The following is a 24,207-nucleotide window of genomic DNA, read 5'->3' on the forward strand; positions in this document are numbered from 1 at the left end:
ACAAAATGATTTTTATTTGAGCGATGAAATATTTATTTTTAGTTTTTATTAGTTATTTTCTGTTTTTAGGCTGTAAAACCATGAATTATTTACCAGAAAAACAACTCACGCACGATTTGAGCTATAATCATGATTTAGATAACAATGATAATTTTTCGCCAGATAATCAATGGCTAGTTTATGATACTCGCACTGAAGAAGGAGGCATTGCAGCTTCTGCAAAAATAGAAAAAGTCAATATTGAGACCAGAGAAAAAATCATAGTTTATCAAGTAGCAAATAACCATGAGTGGGGGCCTGGTGTTGGTGCAGCGAGTTATTCTCCAACTGAAAATGCGGTAGTGTTTATTCATGGATTAGCAAGTGTTACAGAGAACAATCCTTATCAACAATGGCGGCGAACTGGTGTAATCATTGATGAGGCTAATGTAGAAAAACCTATTTTCATGGATGCCCGTGATATTTATTTTCCTTATACAAAAGGAGCTTTACGAGGTGGAACGCATCGACATGAATGGAGCGGCAACGGGCAATGGATTGGTTTTACATACAATGATGCCATTATGAAGGCATTAGAAGACTCAACAGGAGAAAAACGTAATTTAAGAACGATAGGCGTTGCAAAAAAAGATAATCCAGTTTCAGTAAAACAGAATAATAATGGAGAAAATATTGCTGGCGAATGGTTTAGTAGTATTGTTGTACGAGTTGTTGCGAATCCTAAATTTGGCTCAGATGAAATCAGTAATGCAGCAGGTGACAGTTGGGTTGGGAAAAATGGATATTTAAAACCCGATGGAAAGCGGCAAATGGCCAGAGCGTTTATCGGTACTGTAAGGAATAAAAATGGAGAAAGTGTCGATGAAGTTTTCATTGTTGATATTCCAAATGAAATTGATGTTGAAGGAGAATACGGAGCATTAGAAGGTACAAAAAATGTTTTACCGATGCCACCAAAGGGAGCAACTCAACGAAGATTAACTTTTACGGCCGAATCTGAAAGTGCTGGTTGCATTGGTATTGTTCGCTCATCTCCTGAAGGCGATTTGTTGGCTTTTCTGGCAAAAGATAAACAAAACGTACGTCAAATATTCACGATAAATCCTAATGGCGAAAATTTAAACCAAATTACATTTCACAAAACTGATGTTGAAGGAAGTCTTCGTTGGCATCCGTCAGGGAAAAGTGTATTTTATATATGTGCAGGAAGTATTCATCAATGTGAAATAGGTTTTGGTGATTTTGAAACAAGAGTACAACAAATCTCCAAACCTTCGTATATTTCGCCGACAAACTTGGTTATATCTCATGATGGAAAAATATTAGCGTTTAATCGAGCAATAACTAGAGGAGACGGAGCAAAACATTCTAAGCAAATTTATATTATTAAGCTAAACGACTAGAAAATCTTTAGGGTTTTCAATCAAACACTATTCAACCTATATAAACTAATGAATATTCTACCAAAAGGCTTATGGCCAGTTATGATTACACCATTTACAAACAGTAATCATATTGATTTAGATGGTTTGGAAAGACTCACCAATATGTATTTGGATGCTGGTGCAGATGGTATGTTTGCCAATTGTTTGTCGAGTGAAATGTACCAACTTACTTCCGAAGAACGGCTGCTTTTGGCGAGGAGCGTAGTAAAATTATGTGAAAATAAAGTGCCAGTTGTAGCAACAGGAACTTTTAGTCGAGACCAATTGGATAACGTCGAATTTATCAAAAAAATGTATGATACAGGTGTAAATGCCGTTATTTTGATAACAAGTTTACTGGTCGAACCTGATGAAAATGAAAGTATTTTGAAGACTCGAATAGAAAAACTGATGTCAGAAACTGGTAATATTCCTTTAGGCGTTTATGAATGTCCGATACCTTATAAACGGCTATTGAGTCCAGCAATGATGCAGTGGCTTGCTTCCACAGGAAGATTTATTTATCATAAAGATACAAGTTGTAATTCGGTTTCTTTGCAGCAAAAATCGGAGGTTGTAAAAGATACAAATTTTGGACTATATAATGCGGATACTACAACAGCACTTGATTCGCTTGATTTTGGTTCTAGAGGTATTTCTCCGATTTCAGCTAATTTTTATCCTGAACCTTATAGTTATTTGTTGAAGGAATATTTTACACATGGACGAACTGAAAAACTCAATCGTTTACACGCTTTTCTAACGATGATGGATAGGGTGACACACACTTTTTATCCTTATTGTGCTAAATTTTTCTTACAAAAAAGAGGACTGAAAATTGGAACGACTACCAGAATTCCAACCGAAACGCTGCCAAATGTAGATAATATTCGATTAAATGCCTTGATGGATTCTTTTAAAGCTTTGGCTGAGATGTTTGAAATCAAGTTAGTACTGTAATCGTTTTATTTGACCTAAATTTATTATATGCATCAGCTAATTTGACCAAATTAGTTAGTTTATTTTGATATATTCGCATAAAAATAAACTTTCATGCCAATTTTATTACCCTTGTGATTTTTTCGTGTTTTTAGAAATATATTTTGTATTTTTTTGAAAAAATATATTTCTGATATTTGTGTTTCTATTGTTTTTTATTGGATATTTATTAGTGAAATCCAATGTTTATGTTAGAAGTTGATTTTTAAGAGATTGATAATCAGTAGCTTATGGTTATTGACATTTATTAAAATATTTGCTTAAAGATTAAAATTAATTTTTAAGCAAGTATTTGTACCAATAACCTTGCACGGTTTTTGCTATATTTTATTAAATCTACCAAATTTTATGAAAGGAATTGTATTTACAGAGTTTATCGAAATGGTCGAAAAACAATTCGGCTATGAAATGATTGATAAAATCATTCTCTCATCCGATTTAAAATCGGGTGGTGCTTATACTACTGTCGGTACTTATGACCACAAAGAAATGAGTACTTTGGTTCATGCTTTAAGTACTCGAACCAATATTCCCGTTGCTCAGTTATACAAAATTTATGGTAACTATTTATTCAAAATATTATATAAAAACTATCCATTTTTATTTGAGAAATCAACCAATGCGTTTGAGTTTTTAGAAGGAATAGATAATCATATTCATATTGCAGTAAAAAAATTATATCCAGATGCAGAACTTCCAAATTTTGAAATAACAAGGCTATCCAACAACGTGCTAGAAATGATTTATCATTCCGAAAGGAAGATGTCTGATTTCGCAGATGGATTAATTGAAGGTGCTCTCGAACATTTTCAAGAAAAAGCTACTGTTCAAAAAGAACTTTTAGTAGAAGACGGTTCAAAAGCAAAATTTATCATTAGCAAAGTATGAGTAACGAAATTGAAGTCCTCAAACGACAAGTAGAACGTGAAAAAAGGGCTAGGCATGAGGCAGAAAAGCTTTTGGAAGAAAAAGCTTTAGAGCTATACTATGCAAATGAAGATTTAAGAAGCTTAAATGAATCGCTCGAAATGCAGATTCAGGAACGAACTCAAGCACTAAGATTGAGCGAAGAAAAGTATCGAGGTATCATTGAGAATATGGATTTGGGCTTGATAGAAGTAGACAAAGATGACCTAATTCAAAAAGTTTACAAACGATTTTCTTGGCTGACAGGATATGAAGAAAGTGAATTAGTTGGGAAAAAAGCCTCAGATGTATTACTTCCCGATGAATCTTTTAAAAGATTTATTGCCGAGCAAAATGCTAATCGTTTAGAAGGAGAACCGGGTGTATATGAAGTGCCAATTAAAAAGAAAAACGGCGATATAATATGGGTAATCGTGAGTGGAGCTCCAATTATTGACGGGAAGGGAAATGTACTCGGTTCGGTTGGAATTCACCTTGATATTACAGAGCGAAAAAGAACACAAGAAGCATTAGAAGAAGCCCGTGAAGTAGCTGAAGATGCTCGAAGAGCAGAAAAACGTTTCTTGGCAAATATGAGCCATGAGATTCGTACGCCAATTAATGCTATCATTGGCATGACTCATTTGCTTTATGATACAACTCCGAGCAAAAAACAAGTAGAGTATTTGAGTGCAATTCATTACTCAGCCGATTTATTATTAAGCTTAGTTTCGGATGTACTTGATATTTCTAAAATTGAGGCAGGTGAAATGCACTTATCTGAACAGACTTTTAGTCTCAAAGACTTGATAAACAGCGTTTTACAAACTTTTAGGCTTAGACTACAAGGCAAACAAATCAGCTTAATTTTTGAATTTGACGATGAAATCGAAAATGACGTAATTGGTGATTCAACCTTTTTGACCCAAATTTTAATGAATCTGTTGAGTAATGCAGTGAAGTTCACAGAAAAAGGGAAAATCGGGGTTCAAGTATCATTATTATGCCGTTTGGGAGATTTATTGATGACTGAGGTGAGAGTTTTTGATACTGGAATTGGCATTCAACCCCAAAATTTAGGAGGTATTTTTGAAAGTTACAGACAAGAACACCAAGAAACCAAAGTTAAATATGGAGGAACTGGACTCGGTTTGGCCATTGTAAAACAATTAGTAAACCTACATGGAGGCGAAATTACTGTTGAAAGCAAAGTAAACGAAGGGTCGGAATTTACATTTACTTTACCATTAAAAGATAGTGGTTTACAGACGCAAAAATTACAATCAATCGCTATTGATATTTCAGAAGATTGGAAAAATTATAGAGTTTTAGTGGTTGAAGATAATCTGATAAACCAAAAATATGCTGATGGTATTCTTTCAAAATGGAAACTTGACCATAAAATTGCTAATCATGGGAAAGAAGCTTTAGAAATATTAAAGAATGAAGCTTTTGATTTAATTTTGATGGATATACGAATGCCCGAAATGGATGGCTATGAAACTACGGTTGCTATTAGGAAAATGGCGGGAAATCCTAATCAAAATATTCCAATTATAGCATTAACGGCTTCGGCATTGAGCGAGGAAATTGACCAAGCGTATGAATCGGGCATGAATGCACACTTGACCAAGCCATTTACACCAGGTCAATTGAGAACAATTTTAGAACAAAAATTATTTCTAAATATTGACAGACCAATTCTTGAAAAAAAGGATGAAAAAGTAATTCTTGATAAATTACAGCCTGATTATTTAGAGAAAATTTATGGAAATGATAAAAGTTATGCTGCCGAAATGTTTGATTTGTTTATGAAAACCGTTCCAGCACAATTTGAAAAATTAAAACCATTAATTGAAGAAAAAAACACTGTCGAAGTGGGTAAATTAGCTCATCAACTAAAGCCTTCATTTACAATGGTTGGTTTACCAGAGATTACTGAAAAATTTCAAGAATTTGAGAAAATAGTGAAACAAAATGAAGATTTTTCGGCAGTTGAAAAACTTTTTTCTGAATTAGAAACAACTTTTAATCAGAAACTTTTTTTGATTGAAAATGAGTTAATCTGTTTGAAAAAATAACGCTAAAAAAGCATCATTAATAGAGTTATTGATGACTTAAACGCATTTCTTCACACACTTGAACCAACGTATTTGAAGTAAGATTAAGTGTTCTTTCAATTTTATCTACATCTATTTTGCTTTCATCTTTCCTTAGCATTTCGAGTATTCTGATAGGCTGTTTCAACGTATTTATTTGTAGCATATCAATAGAAGCCTTCATTTTGTGAGCTAATGAGCCAATTTGTTTCCATTTTTTTTGTTCAAATGCGTCATTCATTTGACTGATAATCTCTTCTGATTGCTCAATGAAAAGGTCCTCCATTTGCCTAACCTGTGCAGTATTTCCTTTCATCATTTGCATTAACAATAAGTTATTGTATGATTTTTCAAATACTTCTTCCTTAACATTTGGAGTAGAAATGGAATAATTTTGTGGCTGTTGAATATGAAGGATAAGTTTTTCTTGTAATTCGTCTGCTACAAATGGCTTTATAATGTAATCATTCATGCCAGCAGCCCTAAAATGGTCAACTTCATCCCGAATCAATAGAGCAGTTAATGCAATGATTGGAATTAACGAATCCTCTTGGCGAATAATTTTTGTTGCTTGAAAACCGTCCATTTCAGGCATTTGAATATCCATCAAAATACAGTCATAATGCTTTGCTCTAAACTTTTCGACTCCTTCTAAACCGTTTTGAGCTATTTCGACTTTTATTCCCCAACCTTCAAGTAGTTTTTGAGCAAAAAATTGGTTCATTGCATTGTCTTCAACCAAAAGTATTTTTTTGCCATACAGAACATTTGTTGCGGCATCTTGCTGTTTTTTCTCAATTAAAGGCACTTGACTGATAGGGAATCCGACCACAAATGAAAATATAGAACCATTGATGCCATCACTTTTTACTCTTAAATCACCGCCCATTAGCTCAACTAATTGTTTGGAAATACTCAAACCTAAGCCAGTTCCACCATATTTTCGGCTAATACTAGAATCTTCTTGTGTGAAACTCTCAAAAATAAGTTTCTGTTTTTCACCAGTGATTCCTTTTCCCGTATCCAAAACACTAAATTCTACCACAAGAGCATTATTCATTTTTGTTACTTGCCTTGCTTCGATGACAATTTTACCATTATCAGTAAATTTGATGGCATTGCTTACCAAATTGAGTAAAATTTGACTCAATCTAATTGGGTCTCCGATGAGTGTGATATCAACTTTTTCATCAAATTTCAAGAAAAATCCAAGCCCTTTTTGTTCAGCTTTAAACTCATTGCTATTAATAATACTTTGGAGGATTTTCTTGAGATTAAATGGAATCTTCTGCAAAGTCATATTACCAGTTTCAATTTTAGAAAAATCTAAAATTGTATTAATAATTCCTTGTAAATTTTCTGCTGAAATTTGAAGCGTATTAATATAATCAATCTGTTGTGGAGTAAGTGAAGATTTCAGAATCAGATTTGTCATGCCCATAATTGCATTAAGGGGCGTTCGAATCTCATGACTTACCACTGATAAAAATTCTTGCTTAACTCTACTTGCTTCTTCGGCTTTTTCTTTGGCAAGTTGTAGTTCAGTTTCGTAACGTTTTCGTTCAGTGATGTCTGATTCAACGGCAATGAAATTGGTCAGAATGCCATTGTCATCAAATATAGGTTGAATAGAAAGTTCTATCCAATACTTTTCTCCACTCTTATTATAGTTTAATATTTCGGTTCTGAAACTATTGCGGAGGTTCAATTGCTCCCGAATAAATTTGATTGTTTCTTTATTTGTTTCTTTTCCTTGAAGCCAATGCCCTGGTGTTTTTCCTTTTACTTCTTCCAGCGAAAAGCCTGAAATGCGACTAAAACCAACATTCACCCACTCGATTTTACCAAAAGCATCTGTAATCACTATGGCATTATCAGTTTTTTCGGCAACAATTGCTAGTTTTTTGAGTTCTGTTTGATAGAGGATTTTTTGTTCAGTTTCTTTTAGAACTTGATTGTGAAGTAGGCAAGACTGCAAAGCAATACTAAACTTTTGTATTACTTTGACAGCCTTTTTTGCCTCATTCGTATCAAAAGCAGCTTGAGAGAAGTTATTCTCAGTGTAATAAAATTTAATAAATCCTAAGTTTGGTAATCGAATTAGCCAATAAGTACCCGAAGTAATATTTTTTTCAAAGTTAAACTCTTGAAAATTGGCCATTTCGCTATTAACGAAAATGGCCATATTTTCTTCGAGTCGGGTTACTATTTCGTGGTTAAGTGTAATTTCTTTTTGGTCAATTCTGAAATCGGGATTGGCATAAATTAGAGTATAATTATCTGAATTGGGTTTATTTATAATCTCATTTTTGAACCAAATAGAACCAAAATCAACATTTTTCTGTCTCATCCAGACAGTTAAAAAATCTTCACAAGTTTCAACTAAATTAAGTGAATTGCCAATAGATAGCGACAATTCATATAATTGTGAAAATTCCTGAACAATGTCAATTTTGATTACTTTTTCCATTAGTTATAAAGACAGGCTGCAACAATTGTTTTGTTGTAAAAATCTACAAACCCAGTTCCCGTTGAGGCAATTTCTCCGAGCGTGGCAACTCCTCTAATGTTGCATATTGAAGAATTATAAACCTCTTGTATAGCTTGTAATTCGTCCTCGAAGCGTTCATCCAAATATAATACTCTGGAAATACAGTCAAAAATCATTAAATTTGATAAGTTTTCTCTTGTTAACGTTGATTCAGCAACATGTTTTGCTGCTTCAATCAATGTTTCGGGATAACCAGTTAAAATTTGTAAAGTTGAATTTTCTGGAATGTCCGAAATACAAATGATTTCATTGTTATCATTTACTACAAAAGGGTCTCTAACGATGAATTCAGCACCTTCTTTATAAATTCCGAAAGGAAAAGTTCTTGCAATTTCTGTAAAATTATTTTCTGTAAATTTTACACTTGAATTAGATTCAATTACTTTTTTATAAACTTCAAATGCTGGTTGCCAGTTGAGTTCTTTGATTATATTTTTTTCGGTTGATGTGGCAATAAATGGGCCTGCAAACGCTTTCCAGCCATGTTTTACGCCGATTTTACTTTTAGTTTTAAGCAATGCAACCACAGCTCCATTTTGAAAAAGTCCTTCATTAGTAAAAAGGCAGGGCTCTTGTCGAAGGCTCAAAGAGCCAGCTCCTCCACCAACAATATTCATGTTACTGCCTAATACACCATATATTTTTCTTAAAAAACTATCAGTTTGGGTCATTAATCCATCGGTCAGTAGTAATGCAGTTCTGACGTCTTCCAAATTAGCTATTTTAGGAAAATTTGATTCATCCAAATTATCAAATTTTAAAACATATTCAACTTCAGGGATTTGTATCATCAAAAAACCATCCTCAAAACTTGTTGTTCCTTGAATAATCGATGGATAAATTCCACCAAAAATTTTCAAACCATGTTGATTACAAAATGCAATCAAGGAATTAGCTTGTGCTTTAGATTTGTCTGCAATGAAAACTAATAAACAACCACTATTACGTAATTCCTCAAGCGAAGAATCGGTAATATCCTGAATATCTTTAAAATACATTGTATTTATAATAGGACACGTACAATAATGTTGTTTCAGAAATTGTGCCTGATATATAAAAGATTGATAATGAGTATGTTAGTATTTTTGTTTTTTCCAAAAAAAAGACTTTTTTCCATTTTTTGGAAAATCAGACTTCCCCATTTTTAATCATATTATAGATAGTTGATTTACCAACGTCAAGTTTATCAGCAACAAATAGTACATCATTATCGTACTTATTAAGAAAATGACGGATAATTCGGCAAGTATATTCTCTTAGGGTGACTTCTTCTAATAAAAAAGCCTTTTCTGCTTTGATGGAGTTAAAAGTTATATCTTCGGATTTTATGATATTATCAGTAGACATTACGCAAGCTAATTCAATTACAGCTTTTAATTCACGAATATTGCCTGGAAAACTGTATTCAAATAATTTTTGTGCGGCTTCATTTGAAATATTAATTTTAGGAAGTCGGTTTTTCTTACAATACTCTTCTACAAAAAATTTTGAAAGCAATAAAATGTCATTTCCTCGTTCACGTAATGGTGGTAAGTGCAGATTTAGTCCAAGCAAACGATAGTATAAATCTTCTCTGAAAGTGCCTTTTTGAACCTCTTCTGCCAGATTTCGGTGTGTAGCAACAATGATTCTAGTGTCAACTTTTACAACTTGATTACCGCCAATTCTTACAATTTCTTGTTCTTGTAAAACTCTTAAAATTTTTGCTTGAATGGTTAAATCCATTTCGCCAATTTCATCTAAAAAAAGCGTTCCGCCGCTGGCTTCTTCAAATTTCCCAATGCGACGGTTTGTTGCACCTGTAAATGCTCCTTTTTCATGACCAAATAGTTCGCTTTCAACTAATTCTTTTGGAATGGCGGCTACATTGACAGCCACAAATGCATTTTTATTTCTAGCAGAATTATGATGAACAGCTTTCGCAACTAATTCTTTTCCAGTGCCTGTTTCACCATAAATTGAAATATTGATATTACTTTTTGCAGCTTTTTCCATCATCGAAAAAACCCTAAGTAAAGCAGGACTATTACCTTTGATGATGTTATCGAATTCGTATTTTTTTCTTACCTCAGCTCTTAATTGCGAAATTTCGGTACGAAGTTTTAGTGTTTCATTGATTTTTAGTATCGAATTCCATAGGTGTTCTTTGGTATTGATACCTTTTGTGATGTAATCATAAGCACCATTTTTTAGCAATTGTACCGCTGTTGAAATATCCTCTTGTCCTGAAATAATGATGACTGGAATCTCTGGGTATTCTTTTTGGATTTTTTTGAGAATTGTTTCGCCATCCATATCGGGCAGCGAATAATCAAGAGTTATAATAACAGGCCTTCGATAAAGATTATCTAGTAAATCTTTTCCTGTTTCAAATCTTTCAACAACGTAATCTGGGTTAAGTGTAATATGATACTCGAGCATGGCTCCATAAAAGGTATCATCTTCTACCACAAAAATCGTCTGTTGATTTTCCATTAATAATGTTGTACAGTTAGTGATTAAATTTCCACAAAAATAAGCTTTATTCCAAATATTGGAATGGAAACTTATTTTATGGTACTGTATTTGTTTGATTATAAGGCATTTGCATGATTTTATAATTTTGGATAGTGATTTGGAATACTTATTTTTAAAAAACAGGTAGCATGAAGAAAAGACTTTTAGTAATTGATGATAGCGAGATGATATTAGGCTTGATTAATTATTGCTTACATACAAAATTTGAATTGTTTTTGTGTAATCGTATAAGCAATGCCCAAACTTTGCTTCAAAAAGGTCTTTTGGTTGATGTTATTATTACGGATTTGAATTTGCCCGATGAAAATGGAAAGGATTTTATTCGGAAAATAAAGTCAAGCCCGATTTATTGTCATATTCCAACGATTGTAATTTCAGGAGAAAAAAACTTGCAATCCCAAAGCGAATGTTTAAATATTGGAGCTAATGATTATATTTCAAAACCCTTTAAACCCAACGAATTATTGTTGAGTATAATTAAGCAACTAGGTAATTTGGAAAAAGAAGTTTATGTGCCAAGTTTAAATTTTGAAGGCAATGATATTACCAAAACGATTGACTTTAGAAATACAGTGGCTACATTTAGAAATATTTCACATAAATAAATTGACAACTTAGTCATGGCTATTTTGCTGGAAAAAAGGCATCTGCTAGTAAATTTGAGATTCATGTCTTATATTTCGAGATATTGTGAATGAATTTAGCAGAAACTCTTAGTTTAAAAGATGCTTTTTGAATGTGAGATTGAAAAATGAACAGAAATATACAAGACGGCTTAAATTTTTTTTCTAAAGTTACCCCTGCACGAGCGTGGAATGCATTGAAAAATGTTTCAAGTTACATTGAGTCGAAAATAACGGGTAATTCAGTCCATCGCGGTTTGCCCATTGCCTTATCAATTGAACCAACAACTTCTTGTAATTTACGTTGCCCCGAATGCCCCAGTGGTTTACGTAGTTTTACTCGCCCGATTGGAATGCTTCAAGAAAGTCTATTTACAAAAACTATTGATGAACTTTCTGATACGTTACTATACTTAATATTTTATTTTCAAGGCGAACCTTATCTGCACCCACAATTTCTTGATTTGGTTAAGTATGCTGCAGCTAAAGGAATTTATACCGCAACATCTACAAATGCTCATTACCTAAATGATGAAAATGCTAAAAAAACCATCGAATCAGGTTTAGACCGAATGATTATTTCTATTGATGGAACAACCCAAGAAGTGTACGAACAATACAGAATAGGAGGGAGTTTAGCAAAAGTAATTGAAGGGACAAAAAATATTTTACGCTGGAAAAAAGAGCTAAATTCAAAAACGCCTCATGTCATATTTCAGTTTTTAGTAGTGAAACCCAACGAACATCAATTAGACGATGTTGTTAAATTGGCTCATGAATTAGGAGTTGATGAAGTGGCGTTTAAAACGGCACAGATTTATGACTATGAGGAAGGATCAGCTTTGATTCCGAGTATTGAAAAATATGCTCGTTACAAGCAAAATACTGATGGGACTTATAAAATAAAAAACAAATTGCTCGATCATTGCTGGAAAATGTGGCATTCGTGTGTTATCACTTGGGATGGTTTGGTTGTGCCTTGTTGTTTTGATAAAGATGCAACTTATCGTTTGGGGGATTTGAAGAAGCAGTCATTCAAAGATATTTGGCAAAACGAAAAGTACAAAACGTTCCGTCAATCGCTCACGACGGCTCGAGCTGAGATTGAAATGTGTAAAAATTGCACTGAAGGTACGAAAGTTTGGGGTTAATAAGCATTTTGTCAAAAGAGAAAGTAAGCTCACAAATGGAGTAAAATTATGTCGGAATCAACATTGAAAGAGAATAAAATAGCCGTCATTGGGCTGGGAAATATTGGATTACCTTTGGCAATAGAGTTCGGGAAAAAATACAAAACAATGGGTTTTGATGTTGATGAAGACCGAATTTTATCTCTTAAAAATGGAATTGATGCAAGAAATCCAAGCACTAATAAATTAAGTATTTCTGAAAATATTATTTTTACGAATGTCTTAGAAAATCTCCAAAATTGCAATATTTATATAATTTCGGTTGAAACGGCTGTTGATTTTAGCGGTAAGCCGAACCTTGATTCTTTGCTTATTGCTACAAAAAATATAGCATTGCTTCTCAAAAAAAATGATTTAGTGATTTTTGAATCAACCGTTTTTCCTGGCTGTACTGAGAATATTTGTGTGCCGATTTTGGAGCAGTTTAGTGCTTTAAAATTCAATATTGATTTTTTTGTAGGCTATTCTCCAGAGCGAATAAACACCGCCGACCCGATTCATACGTTAGTAAATACAGTCAAAATAACGGCTGGTTCTGATGCCGCAACGGCACAAAAAGTTGACCAATTATATCAATCAATAGTTGAAAGTACGCATTCTGTCTCTTCAATTAAAGTAGCTGAAGCTGCCAAATTACTCGAAAATGCTCAAAGAGATATAAATATTGCTTTCATGAATAATGTAGCAAATATTTTATCAAAGAGCGATATTCCTTTTGACGAAGTTTGGAACGCTAGTAGTAGTAAATGGAATTTTCTTAAATTTCATACTGGGCTTGTTGGTGGAGATTGTTTGCCGTTGGCATCCCATTACTTGAATTACCTTTCTGAAGAAAATGAAAATGTATTGAGCATTTCTAGAAAAATAAATGATGCTTTCCCACAAACCATTGCGAATCTTGTAATGAAGCAACTCAAACAAACATTTCCAAACGAAAAGAAGCCGAATATCCTTATTTTGGGAATTACTTATAAACCAAATACTCCGAGCGTAAAAGGGTCATTAGTGCCAATTTTAGTTAATATTTTGTTGGAAAATCAGTTAAATGTAAAAGTTTATGACCCAATGTCAGTGTTTGTAGATAATTATTTTGTTACAAACATAGATGATGAAAATCATTATCATCTTATTATAAAGGCTACACACCATCAGATTTTTGAAAAAATTGAGTTTCCAAAAATTGGAAAAGAAGGATATTTAATTTTTGATATTAATCAATTTGCCTTTAAAAAAAATTGATAGGATGAAATTTTTCGTTCAAAAATCAATTTTCTTTGTTTCTGAAACTTTTGCTTCATGCGTTTTACTCGAAATTTCTCGGATAATTTTATCCAACTCAAAGGCTGAACCTAAAAGGTTTTCTAGTAAATCGCTTTTTTCTGATTCGGTGCTTGATTCATCTTGAATAAGGTCAATCAAACCCATCATTCTTGCTAATGGAGCTCTAACAACATGCGATTGCATCCACGCTATTTCTTGTAGTTTCGTATTTTGATTTTCAATCGTATTTATGTAGTTGGTGATTTTTGTAATATCATTTACAATCACCAGATTTGCTTTTTTACCTTTGAAAAGTATCGAATTCTGTTTACATTCGACTTGGATAATCTCCCCATTTTTCTTTTGATGTTTACAAATTGAAGCTATTTCTTGAGAAGATATATTAATTTCGTTGACAGTCATGGACAGAAATTCATCTCTACTGTAACCATAATGTTCAATAGCAGCATTATTTACGTCTTGAAACTTTAAAGAATCAAATTCATAAACCCACATAGGTTGTGGACTGAGATGAAATAAATCACTATATCTTTGTTCAGATTCTTCTAACTCTAATTTCTTCTTTTTTCGCTCAATGGTGTAAATAATATTTTTATAAAGTGAAGTAGAAGTAATATCATCTTTTAATAAATAGTCTGCAACGCCTAAAGAGAGTGATTTTGTTCCAAAATCAACATCCGAAAAACCAGTTAGCACAATAATAGGTATTCCTTTGGCCATTAGAATCATTTCTGAAATTAACGCTTCTCTACTCATATCAGGAAGAGTTAAGTCCAATAGTATGACATCAAAGTTTATTTTGTTATTTTTGAAAAGTTGCTGAGCCTCAGAAAATGTCTTTAGATGCATTATTTGAGGTGCAAGAATCTGTTCTTCTAAATAATCTTCAATCAGTACAAAATCTCCGAGATTATCTTCAACAACAAGAATACCAAACTTTGTTGCATCTTTGTTCATAAACCTAATTCTTTTTTTTCGTCAATTTTACGATATTTAGCCACAGATTTTCAATTTTGGATAGTATTTTCATAAAATCCTTTATTTCAAATGGCTTGATGAGGTATCCATTTGCAAGATTTTTATCAGCTTTCTCAATGTCGCTAGTTGACGATGAAGTTGTTAGCATAATAACGGGTGTTTGTTTAATATTCTCGTTATTTCTAATTTCTTGAAGTACTTCGTGTCCATTTTTTTTTGGAAGATTTATATCCAACAATACCAAATCTGGCACGCCACTTTTGGAATAATTTCCCACTTGGTTTAGAAAATCAATCGCTTCTTTTCCATCTTTTACCACACTCACTTTATTGGCAAATTTACCTTCTTCAAACGTATCTAGTGTGAGCATAATGTCCCCGACATTATCTTCGACTAAAAGAATATGGATTGATTTCATAGTTATATATCTTGTTTAGCGATTGTAAAATAAAACGTACTACCCTTGCCTTCCTCTGATTTTACCCAAATATTGCCACCCAGATTTTCGATAATTTTCTTTGTTATAGCCAGTCCAATTCCTGTGCCAGAATACTCGTCTTTGTTGTGTAGCCTTTGGAAAATAATAAAAATTTTGTCAAAATACTTAGGGTCAATGCCAATGCCATTATCGGCGATTGAAAACTGCCAGTGGTTTTCAAAAGATTCTGCGGATATACTTATTTCAGGAATAATTCCATCTTGTGTACTGGTATATTTTAAACAATTTGAAATTAAATTTTGAAATACTTGCCTCATGTAATTTTTAGAGGTTATCAATTTTGGTAGGTTATTTATCGAAATAACAGCCTTTTTTTCTTTGATTTGTTTTCTATGCAGAATTAGTATTTCGTTAACTAATTCATTCAAATCTAATAATTCCATTTTATCTTCTGCTCTTCCAATCCTCGAAAACTCAAGCAAATCTAGGATAATTTGTCGCATGCGTTTTGCTCCATCAACTGCGAAATAAATATACTGCTTTCCTCGCTCATCAAGCACATCATTGTATTTTTTTTCTAATTGAGTCAAGAAACTTGTAATCATTCTGAGCGGTTCTTGTAAATCGTGGGAAGCAACATACGCGAATTGTTCGAGTTCAGCATTTGAAATAAGCAATTGCTGGACATATTTTTCAAGCTCATTATTGACATTTTTTATCTTTTCTTCTGCAACTTTTCGTTCAGTAATATCTCTTCCGATGCCAAGTAAACCAACAATTTTACCTTTGTCGTCTTTTATGGGCATTTTAGAAGTGAGCAACCAAATTGGATTCCCATTATGTGTAGTGAAATACTCTTCGTAATTTACTAGAGGTTTACCTGTTTTCAGAATCTCAATGTCATGCTTATATCCTTCGTGTGTCAAATTTGAAGAGAATAACTCTAAATCGGTTTTTCCCAAAACTTCCTCTTCAGTTTCTGCTCCAATCAGCGAATAGTCAAATTTATTACTTATGAGCTTTCTTGCATCGGTATCCTTATAATAAATGGTATCTGGCAAATTATCAATCAAAGTTCGAAGCAGATTTCTTTCAGATTTGATTTCTTGTTCGTTTCGTTTTCTTTCAGTAATATCTTTAAAATAGACTGTCATACCATCTTCCGAAGGGAAGGCACTCATTTCAAACCAACTTCCTAAATCAGACAAGTATTCCTCAAATCTCACAGGTGTATTTTCTTCAACAGCTCTGATATATTCATTATGAAATCTTAATGCTACAATTTGCTTAAAAGTTTGCCATAAATTTTTACCAATAATTTCTTCACGTTTAACTTTCAAAAGCTTTTCAGCTTCTTTGTTCCAATACGTAACAACCCAATTTTTATCTAAAGCATAGAAACCATCTTGAATACTTTCGAGGGTATTTACTATTTTGCGATTGGCTTCTATCAGTTGCTGTTCATGGTTTACTTTTTCAGTAATATCACGTTCAATAGCAATCCAATGAGTATACCAACCTGTTTCATCTGCAATTGGCGTTACTGAGAAATTTATCCAAAATGGCTCACCGTTCTTTTTATAATTGATAGTTGTGACTTCATACGGTTGCCAATTTCGTAGTGCAGTTCCGAGTCGATTAAGCTCTTCCATGTCTGATTGAGGCCCTTGCAAAATACGAGGACTTTTGCCAATTACATCTTCAGCACTATATCCTGTCATTTTGGTAAATGCTTCATTGACAAACAAAATACGTGGACCAGGCTCATCGAATGGTTCGGCTTCGGTAATCATTACTGAATCGTTTGTATTAAGCACGACCGATTCGTATAGTTTTAGTTGTTGCTCTCGCTCTTTTTGATTGGTAACATCTTGCATTGCACCAACCATCCTTGTTGCTTTACCATCATTATCTCTTTGAATAAAGCCTTTGGCAATTACATAAGCATACAGGCCATCAGCTTTTTGATAACGAAACTCTGCTTTCCAGTTCAGGTCATTTCCATCAATAAATTCTCTAATACTATTGCTTATTCTTTCTGAATCTTCGGGGTGCAAATGACTAATCCAAGAGTAAATATCTGACGATAATTCATCTTCGTTGTACCCAAACAGTTGTTTAAATCCTTCTCCCCAAAATAAAGTACCACTAGCTAAATCCCAATCCCAAATGGCATCTGAGGTGGCTTTTGTTGCCAAACGGTATCGTTCATTACTTTGAATGATTTTCTGTTGAGCAGCGTTTATTTCGGTTACATCGACAACAGAAGAAATTATTAAATTTTGGTCATACAGCGGAATATTTTTGCCATTAACAATCCGTTTTTCACCCGTTTGGGTAGTAATCACGATTCCGTCCCAACTCATGCGGGTTATGTCGCCACTTTCAATATCAGTCAAGATTCTTTGACTAATTTCGGCTCTATAAATTTTATCAGGAAATATTTTTTCGAAGAAATTCTGAACATCGGTTAACATTTCTGGTGGCCAGCCATAAATTTCTCCAAATTTTTTATTCATCAGCGTACTTTTACCGTCATCAATTTTATTAACAGCAATACCAATAGGCAGGTTGTCAAAGGCAGTTTCGATAAAAATATTGCGTTCTTCTAAAGCAAGTTGTGAATTTTTTTGCTCGGTTATATCTTGGATAGTTCCTTCTAACAAAAATACATTTCCATCATTATCTTTTACGAATTTTCCAATGATTTTAACCCAGTTTAAACTGCCATTTTTTAAAATGATTCTTATTTCATTATTAATTTCCGATTCACCATTAAATGCCAGTTTTTCAGCTTCTTCATATTTTTTTTTATCTTCTGGATGTATAGCATTTAAAAATGAGTCATAAGTCAGTACAAAAGATTCTTGGAGTCCAGTAAAAATATTGAATATGTCTTCTGAAATATCAAAAACTTTAGTGTTTAGATTTAACTGCCAATAACCTAGCTTAGCAATATTTGTTGCCGTGCGTAGTTTTGCTTCATTATTTCGGAGTTCTCTAAATGCTCTTACTTGTTCGGTTACGTCTTGAATTTGTACCAAAACGACTCTTTTTTCTCCCAAAGTCATTAAATGACCAACAGTTTCGACAGATATTAATTCGCCACTTTTTTTCTTGTGTCTGTATATTTTTCTATTTAATGATTTGAATGCTTCTTCGCTCTTAGTTGCCTCAGTAATGAAATGTATATCTTCTTTCGGCCTAATATCTTTAACGGACAATTGTAAAAACTCTTCACGTTCGTATCCATACTTAAGTAATGTTTCATTGTTACAATCAATGATTTGCAAGGTTTTAAAGTCGAAAATAAACATTGGTGCAGGATTATTTTCAAAAAGATATTTATAGCGATTAAACGATTCAACCAGTAAATTATCAATTGCTTTTTTTTCTGTAATATCTTTAGCTGTGCAGTAAACTAATCGACTTTTACTTTCCCATCTATTCGACCATAATATATCAACAACTCTACCGTCTTTGCGTACATAACGGTTTTCAAAATGAGCAACTTCTATATTTGATGTTATTTTAAGAGAAATTTCAATGGTTTTTTCTTTGTCTTCTGGATAAACAAAGTCTAAAAATGATTTACCAATAAGTTCATGAGGGTAATAACCCCATAATTTTTTTGAAGCGGCATTTACACTGACGAATTTGCCTTCATCATCAAATGTACAAATGACATCTAACGACAAATCTAAGATATTATTTAGGTGGTGAAGTGTGTCTTGTGTTGTTTTTTCGGCAATTACTTTTTCTGTAATAATTTTAGAAAGAACCGAAAATCCAGTCTGTATATTTTCATCACTAAAAATTGGATTGACTGTCACTTCAAAATATTGAAGTACCCCAGCTATCATTTCATCATAAATAAATGTTACGCTTTCTCCTTCAAAGGCTTTTTGGAAATTATTTTTTAGCAAATCAGCCTTTCCCATCGCATAATGTTCGAGGAGGTTTATCCCTTTATAAGGCGGTTTCCCAATCAGACCGATCGAAGCATCGACCATCGCTTTATTGAAGGTAATCATGTTGAAATCCATGTCCAACGAATATACAATGTCGGTCATATTGTCAACCAGTGCTTTAAATTCCGCCCGTTGCTCTTCTTCTTTAAGTTTAAGTTTCCTTTGCTCAGTAATATCTTTTGAGAAAATATTGATACCAATCAACACATTTTTTTCATTGAAAATAGGATTAGCCGCTACTTCATAATAAGTGATATTTTCATTTTGTAAAAAAGTGTCTTCAAATACCAGTCTTTCTCCTTTTTTTATAATCTCAAAAAAACGAAGGTATTTTTCTCTTTTTTCCTCGCCAAATAAATCAAAAACATTCATTCCTCTTTCCAATTGGACATTTCTCAACATCTTCATCAGATTTGAAAAAGAAGAATTAAATGTAATCAAGTTAAAATTGACATCTATTGAATAGATAAAATCAGGTGTATTTTCAATCAGAGCTTTTAAATCAGCTTCTTGGGCTTTTTGCTTTTTTTCAAGTGCAATAAGCTCAGTTATATTAGAGATTGTTACAAAAACGCCAATTATTTGTTGATGTCCATCGTATGCTGGATTATACTTTATTGAAAACAATAATTTATTACCATCTCTATCACAAACACCTAGGTGAGATTGTTCTTTATTGCCCTCTAAAACGTTTTCGTATATTTTTTTTACTTTTTCAAGTCTATCTGGCTGTGAATATTCAAGAATTGAAGCTCCTTTTTTTATTTCGATATTGAAATATTGTTTGTAGAGATTTTTAAATTGTTGATTAAAGGTGCTGATTATAAGGTTTGTATCAACTAAAATAAATGATTCCTCGGTGTTGTTCATTAGTAGTGACACTTCTTCTTCAGCTCGCTTCTTTTCCGAAATATCAATAATTCTGGTAAAAGTTTTTTCGATACCTTCATTGGTCAGAAATATTTGCGAGAAAACTTCAATCGGAATCTTTTTGCCATCTTTCTTAATTCCCACGAATTCTCCGAGGATATTTCCCTTCTTCTGTTGATGTTCTAAAAAATAATTAAATGATGGCGTTGTAGGATCAATCACTCCATCTCTGCCAATTTGTTGAAGTTCAGCCTCTGTATAACCGAATAACTGAGTAGCCGCATAGTTGGTAGAAATGATTGTTCCATCAGGTTTTGTGATAAAAAAAGGAGTTAATGAGTTTTGGAACATGGTTTTATAAATGCCTAAATCTTGTTCTTTTTCAAGCATTGAAACGAATTTTTCACTCACATCTTTTATTGTGTGAATGATACTTTCAACTTCATTTTTATCATTAAGTACTGGAATATTTTCTATCTCAAAGTATTTTACTTCAATTTTTTTGGTGGCTTCTTTGTGGAGAACACTTTGTATAACAACAAATTTTTGTGTTTCTTTTGTGCGGAGTGTATTCAGTAATGATTCTTCTAACTGAGCTGTTTGACCTTGTTCAGTACCATTTGAGATAAAATGTTCGAAAATACTTTTTCCTAGAATAGCTTTGGCAGCAATACTATTTTCGTTTTCGTACGCAGTATTTACTGCATTAATAGTAAATGTAAAATCATTGACCGATAGTAATAAACTTGGTAGAGGAAACGCCTTAAAAATATTATGTGTATGTATTAGATTCATAGCTTTTAGTAGTGTATGGTAATCTTAATCTTCAAATAAATGAGCTATACGCTGGTTCTTTTTTAGTTCTTCAAGCGATTTATTATTCAATGGTTTGTCAATATAACTAACAACTTGTGGATAAGACTTTGACTTTTCAAAATCACTATTATCAATAGAAGAACTAACGACAACGACATAAATTGGGTAATCTGTTGGTGTTTTATTAAGCACATCTAATAATTCCCATCCATCCATAATTGGCATATTGATGTCTAAAAAAATTAAAAGTGGTTGTTTTTCTTTATGATCCAGTATAAAATCTAATGCTAGTTGTCCGTTATCAAATTTGAGCGGATTTTCCGAAAAGCCATTTCTTTTAACCATCATTGTGTGCATTTTCTGAATCATTGAATCATCATCTACAATGAGCAAAATATGGTTCATAATAATTAAGTTTTAGTTGGATACTAAAGATAAACTTCGCGTTATGTGCAATTTTACAATGCCTTATTTGTAATTTCAATGATTTATATCAATATTATGCACTAAATTTTAGACAGAACTAAGCTGCTAATTGCACATAATTTTTCATGGCATTGATACCCTTTTTTATAGGAAATTAGTTAGAAGAGGTATTTTTAAAGAATGTACAATTTACAGTACATTTTCACATTTTTTGGGGATATTGAGCAAAACTACTTAAAAACACCAAACCAACAAAATGAAAGAATAATATATTTAATTAATTTTAATTAATAATTTTTTTAATAAATAATTTCGTAAAAAGATTGTTTTGTACATATAAAGTCAAAGATAAAACAGGATTTATTAAATCATTTCATCAGTAATTTGCTCAAAACTTATAATTACCTCAGTTCCTGTGGCTTGGTTTTGATTATCATAACAATCAATCACTTTTACTTGAAAATTTCTATCGGTTGATTCGTTAAGTAGGTCGATTCTTTTATGATTAATACCCATTGCCATTGATTTTTTATGGGGTTCGCCAAGAATATTTTTTGCCAATTGCGATTCCACTCTTCCAACGCCATTATCTTTTATTTTGCAAGTAATCACGCCGTTTGATTGACTGATTTCAATCGAAAGTTTGCTAACGATAGCAGGATTTGTAAAACCATGCTTAATTGCATTTTCAACGTATGGTTGGAGCAGCATTGGTGGAATAAACTGACTTTTTAAATGAAACCCATCGGAGATTTGAATACTAAAATCAAGGCTTTGTGGAAGCCTTTTTTTAGAAATATTAATGTACGTATTGATGAATTTTATTTCGTCAAAAAATGAAATAAATGTAGAATCCGAGTTTTCGAGCACTTGTCGCATCAATTTCGAAAATTCAGCAATATTTTGGATTGATTCTTCAATTTCACCTTTTAAAATATAGTATTGAAAAGAATTTAATGTATTAAAAATAAAATGAGGGTTAAGCTGTGAACTAAGTAATTGAGACTGAAAACGAGCACTTTGTTGTTTTTCTAAGCGAAGTGAGTTGATAATTTGTATTTTATCAGTAATATCAAATGCTATAATTGATTTACAAATCGACTGATTGAGTACAATCTGATTACAATATATTTCTACATCAATTTCTTCTTTTGATTTTTTGAAATGTTTATACCGTCCAACAAAGATATTTCCTTGTGTACTTTCATCTTTATTCAGTATTTCCATCAGTTGCTGTCCTTCAATCTCATCCCCAATGTCAATAAACGTCATTGAAAGAAGCTCTTCTTCGCTATATCCATACTTATTTATTGCTGCCTGATTTACCTGCATAAAACGTTTTTCCGATTGGTTATAAACCCATTTAGGTAGTGGACTAAGATGAAAAAGATCGCTATAACGTTTTTCGGAAGCTTCTAACTCAAGAATTGTCTTTTTACGTTCTATGGCATATAAAATACTTTTATAAAGAGAAGAAACACGAATGTCTTCTTTGATTAGATAATCAGAAACACCCAACGACAAAGATTTGATACTAAACTCAATATCGGTATATCCAGTAAGAACAAGAACGGGGCAGTCGAACGCCAAATCGATTATTTCGGATATAAGTACTTCGCCTTTATTATCGGGTAGCGTGAGATCGAGAAGAATTACATCGAATTTATTTCCACTATCTTGGAGAATATTTTTTGAATCTCGGAAATTTTTCGCCTGAGTGATACGTACATTATCCATCACTTCAGATAAATAATCGGATATTAAAATAAAATCACCAATGTTATCTTCAATTATTAGTAAATTATATGGCTTTTTGTCTTTTATCATTAATTTTCATTAATACATAAGCAAAGTAAATAATTATCCATAAAAAGCAATACGAAATGCAATCTATTTTTAAGGATATTTGTAAATTAAATTTTTTTAATAAGCAGTTGATTATCAGAAGTTTGCGATATTTTATTAGGAGCTTAATTTGTATTTGTAAAAATTAAGTTCTTAACTTTATCGTCCATAATTATCCATTTTCTAAATATTAATACCAAAAAATGAAACAATTAGTCTGCAAAACTCCCAAAGTTTTTGAGTATGAATCAGTAATAAAGCCGACTGTAAGTACTGGAAGAGCCATAATAAAAGTTAAAAGAATAGGAATTTGTGGAACAGACATTCATGCATTTGATGGTACTCAACCATATTTTAATTATCCAAGAATATTAGGACATGAATTGGCAGGTGAAATCATAGAAATAGCTCCACAATCAGATTTTTTTATAGGCGAAAATGTAACTATTATTCCATATTTTAGTTGTGGAAAATGTGTTGCTTGTCGGCAAAATAAACCTAATTGTTGCGTAGATATCAAAGTTTTTGGTGTTCATATCGACGGTGGAATGTCGGAATTTATTTCAGTCCCAATTGAGTATTTGATAAAAAACAAAAACCTGACTTTGGAAGAATTGGCACTTGTTGAACCTTTGGCTATTGGTTTACATGGAATTAGAAGAGCTGAAGTGACCAAGAATGATTTTGTGTTAGTGGTAGGGGCAGGACCAATTGGACTTGGGGTAATAGAGTTTGCCAAAATTACTGGAGCAACGGTTATTGTTTTAGACGTGAACGATGATAGATTGTCGTTTTGTAAAAATAAATTAGGAATTAGCCATGTGATAAATCCGAAATCGGAGGATGTTTTGACGAAATTAGCTCAAATAACAAATGGTGATATGGCAAATGTAGTAATTGATGCCACGGGCAATCTGAATGCAATCAATCAATCATTCAAATATTTGGCACACGGTGGGCGGTATGTGTTGGTAGGATTACAAAAAGGAGAAATAACGATTAATCATCCTGAGTTTCATAAGAGAGAAGCGACACTTATGAGCAGCCGAAATGCAACCCGTTCGGATTTTGAATATGTAATGCAATGTATTGAAAATAAAACCATTAACCCTAATCATTATATTACTCACCAATTAAATTTTGAAAAAGTTAAAGATGAGTTTGAAGAATTATTTAATCCGTCGAACGGCGTAATAAAAGCGATGATTTTTTTGGATTAGTTTAAATTCAAGTTTATTTTTAGAAGAAATTCCTAGATGTAATTAACTCAAA

At 32.5% G+C, this 24,207-nt stretch carries 16 protein-coding genes; 8 read left to right on the forward strand and 8 right to left on the reverse strand.

Annotated features, from left to right (window positions below):
- The first annotated feature begins 80 nt into the window (after positions 1 to 80).
- The 4 genes from MJQ71_RS04510 to MJQ71_RS04525 all read left to right on the forward strand — a co-directional run bounded on the left by MJQ71_RS04510 (position 81) and on the right by MJQ71_RS04525 (position 5,410).
- Positions 81 to 1,403 (forward strand): DUF3748 domain-containing protein, encoded by a 1,323-nt coding sequence (locus tag MJQ71_RS04510; protein WP_238804886.1) that lies wholly within the window; start codon positions 81 to 83, stop codon positions 1,401 to 1,403.
- Positions 1,404 to 1,451: 48 nt separating this feature from the next.
- Complete coding sequence (locus tag MJQ71_RS04515) at positions 1,452 to 2,384, forward strand: dihydrodipicolinate synthase family protein (protein WP_238804888.1); 933 nt, start codon at positions 1,452 to 1,454, stop codon at positions 2,382 to 2,384.
- Positions 2,385 to 2,771: 387 nt separating this feature from the next.
- Positions 2,772 to 3,311, forward strand: a complete 540-nt coding sequence (locus tag MJQ71_RS04520) for a heme NO-binding domain-containing protein (protein WP_238804890.1) — start codon at positions 2,772 to 2,774, stop codon at positions 3,309 to 3,311.
- Complete coding sequence (locus MJQ71_RS04525) at positions 3,308 to 5,410, forward strand: PAS domain-containing hybrid sensor histidine kinase/response regulator (protein ID WP_238804892.1); 2,103 nt, start codon at positions 3,308 to 3,310, stop codon at positions 5,408 to 5,410. Before MJQ71_RS04520 ends, MJQ71_RS04525 begins: the two co-directional genes overlap by 4 nt.
- A 25-nt stretch (positions 5,411 to 5,435) precedes the next feature.
- Here MJQ71_RS04525 and MJQ71_RS04530 read toward each other — a convergent pair whose 3' ends face one another.
- The 3 genes from MJQ71_RS04530 to MJQ71_RS04540 form a co-directional block, all read right to left on the reverse strand.
- Positions 5,436 to 7,898, reverse strand: a complete 2,463-nt coding sequence (locus tag MJQ71_RS04530; protein ID WP_238804894.1) for a PAS domain-containing hybrid sensor histidine kinase/response regulator — start codon at positions 7,896 to 7,898, stop codon at positions 5,436 to 5,438.
- Positions 7,898 to 8,977, reverse strand: coding sequence for an FIST signal transduction protein (locus tag MJQ71_RS04535; RefSeq protein ID WP_238804895.1), 1,080 nt, complete (start codon positions 8,975 to 8,977; stop codon positions 7,898 to 7,900). Before MJQ71_RS04535 ends, MJQ71_RS04530 begins: the two co-directional genes overlap by 1 nt.
- Positions 8,978 to 9,107: 130 nt before the next feature.
- Complete coding sequence (locus MJQ71_RS04540; protein WP_238804896.1) at positions 9,108 to 10,454, reverse strand: sigma-54-dependent transcriptional regulator; 1,347 nt, start codon at positions 10,452 to 10,454, stop codon at positions 9,108 to 9,110.
- 170 nt (positions 10,455 to 10,624) lie between these two features.
- On the opposite strand from MJQ71_RS04540, the gene MJQ71_RS04545 reads away from it, so the two are divergent.
- From MJQ71_RS04545 to MJQ71_RS04555, 3 genes are all read left to right on the forward strand, one after another.
- Positions 10,625 to 11,101, forward strand: a complete 477-nt coding sequence (locus MJQ71_RS04545) for a response regulator (RefSeq protein WP_238804897.1) — start codon at positions 10,625 to 10,627, stop codon at positions 11,099 to 11,101.
- Between the two features lie 146 nt (positions 11,102 to 11,247).
- Positions 11,248 to 12,270, forward strand: a complete 1,023-nt coding sequence (locus tag MJQ71_RS04550; protein ID WP_238804898.1) for a radical SAM/SPASM domain-containing protein — start codon at positions 11,248 to 11,250, stop codon at positions 12,268 to 12,270.
- Positions 12,271 to 12,318: 48 nt separating this feature from the next.
- A complete protein-coding gene (locus MJQ71_RS04555) occupies positions 12,319 to 13,548 on the forward strand; it encodes a nucleotide sugar dehydrogenase (RefSeq protein ID WP_238804899.1) in 1,230 nt (409 codons plus the stop codon).
- 18 nt (positions 13,549 to 13,566) lie between these two features.
- Here MJQ71_RS04555 and MJQ71_RS04560 read toward each other — a convergent pair whose 3' ends face one another.
- From MJQ71_RS04560 to MJQ71_RS04580, 5 genes are all read right to left on the reverse strand, one after another.
- Positions 13,567 to 14,547: a response regulator gene (locus MJQ71_RS04560; protein WP_238804901.1), complete on the reverse strand. Its 981-nt coding sequence runs from the start codon at positions 14,545 to 14,547 to the stop codon at positions 13,567 to 13,569.
- Between the two features lie 4 nt (positions 14,548 to 14,551).
- Positions 14,552 to 14,986, reverse strand: a complete 435-nt coding sequence (locus MJQ71_RS04565; RefSeq protein WP_238804903.1) for a response regulator — start codon at positions 14,984 to 14,986, stop codon at positions 14,552 to 14,554.
- Between the two features lie 2 nt (positions 14,987 to 14,988).
- A complete protein-coding gene (locus tag MJQ71_RS04570; protein WP_238804905.1) occupies positions 14,989 to 20,643 on the reverse strand; it encodes a PAS domain S-box protein in 5,655 nt (1,884 codons plus the stop codon).
- 24 nt (positions 20,644 to 20,667) lie between these two features.
- Positions 20,668 to 21,069 carry a response regulator gene (locus MJQ71_RS04575; protein ID WP_238804914.1) on the reverse strand — a complete coding sequence of 134 codons (402 nt, stop codon included), beginning with the start codon at positions 21,067 to 21,069 and terminating at the stop codon, positions 20,668 to 20,670.
- A gap of 384 nt (positions 21,070 to 21,453) precedes the next feature.
- Positions 21,454 to 22,917, reverse strand: coding sequence for a histidine kinase (locus tag MJQ71_RS04580; RefSeq protein WP_238804916.1), 1,464 nt, complete (start codon positions 22,915 to 22,917; stop codon positions 21,454 to 21,456).
- A 221-nt stretch (positions 22,918 to 23,138) separates the two neighbouring features.
- Between MJQ71_RS04580 and MJQ71_RS04585 the strand changes: the two genes are divergently transcribed.
- Complete coding sequence (locus MJQ71_RS04585) at positions 23,139 to 24,155, forward strand: zinc-binding alcohol dehydrogenase family protein (RefSeq protein WP_238804919.1); 1,017 nt, start codon at positions 23,139 to 23,141, stop codon at positions 24,153 to 24,155.
- The last annotated feature ends 52 nt before the right edge of the window (positions 24,156 to 24,207 follow it).

It is taken from the genome of Emticicia aquatica (assembly GCF_923079645.1).
In the GTDB taxonomy this organism is placed as follows: domain Bacteria; phylum Bacteroidota; class Bacteroidia; order Cytophagales; family Spirosomataceae; genus Emticicia; species Emticicia aquatica.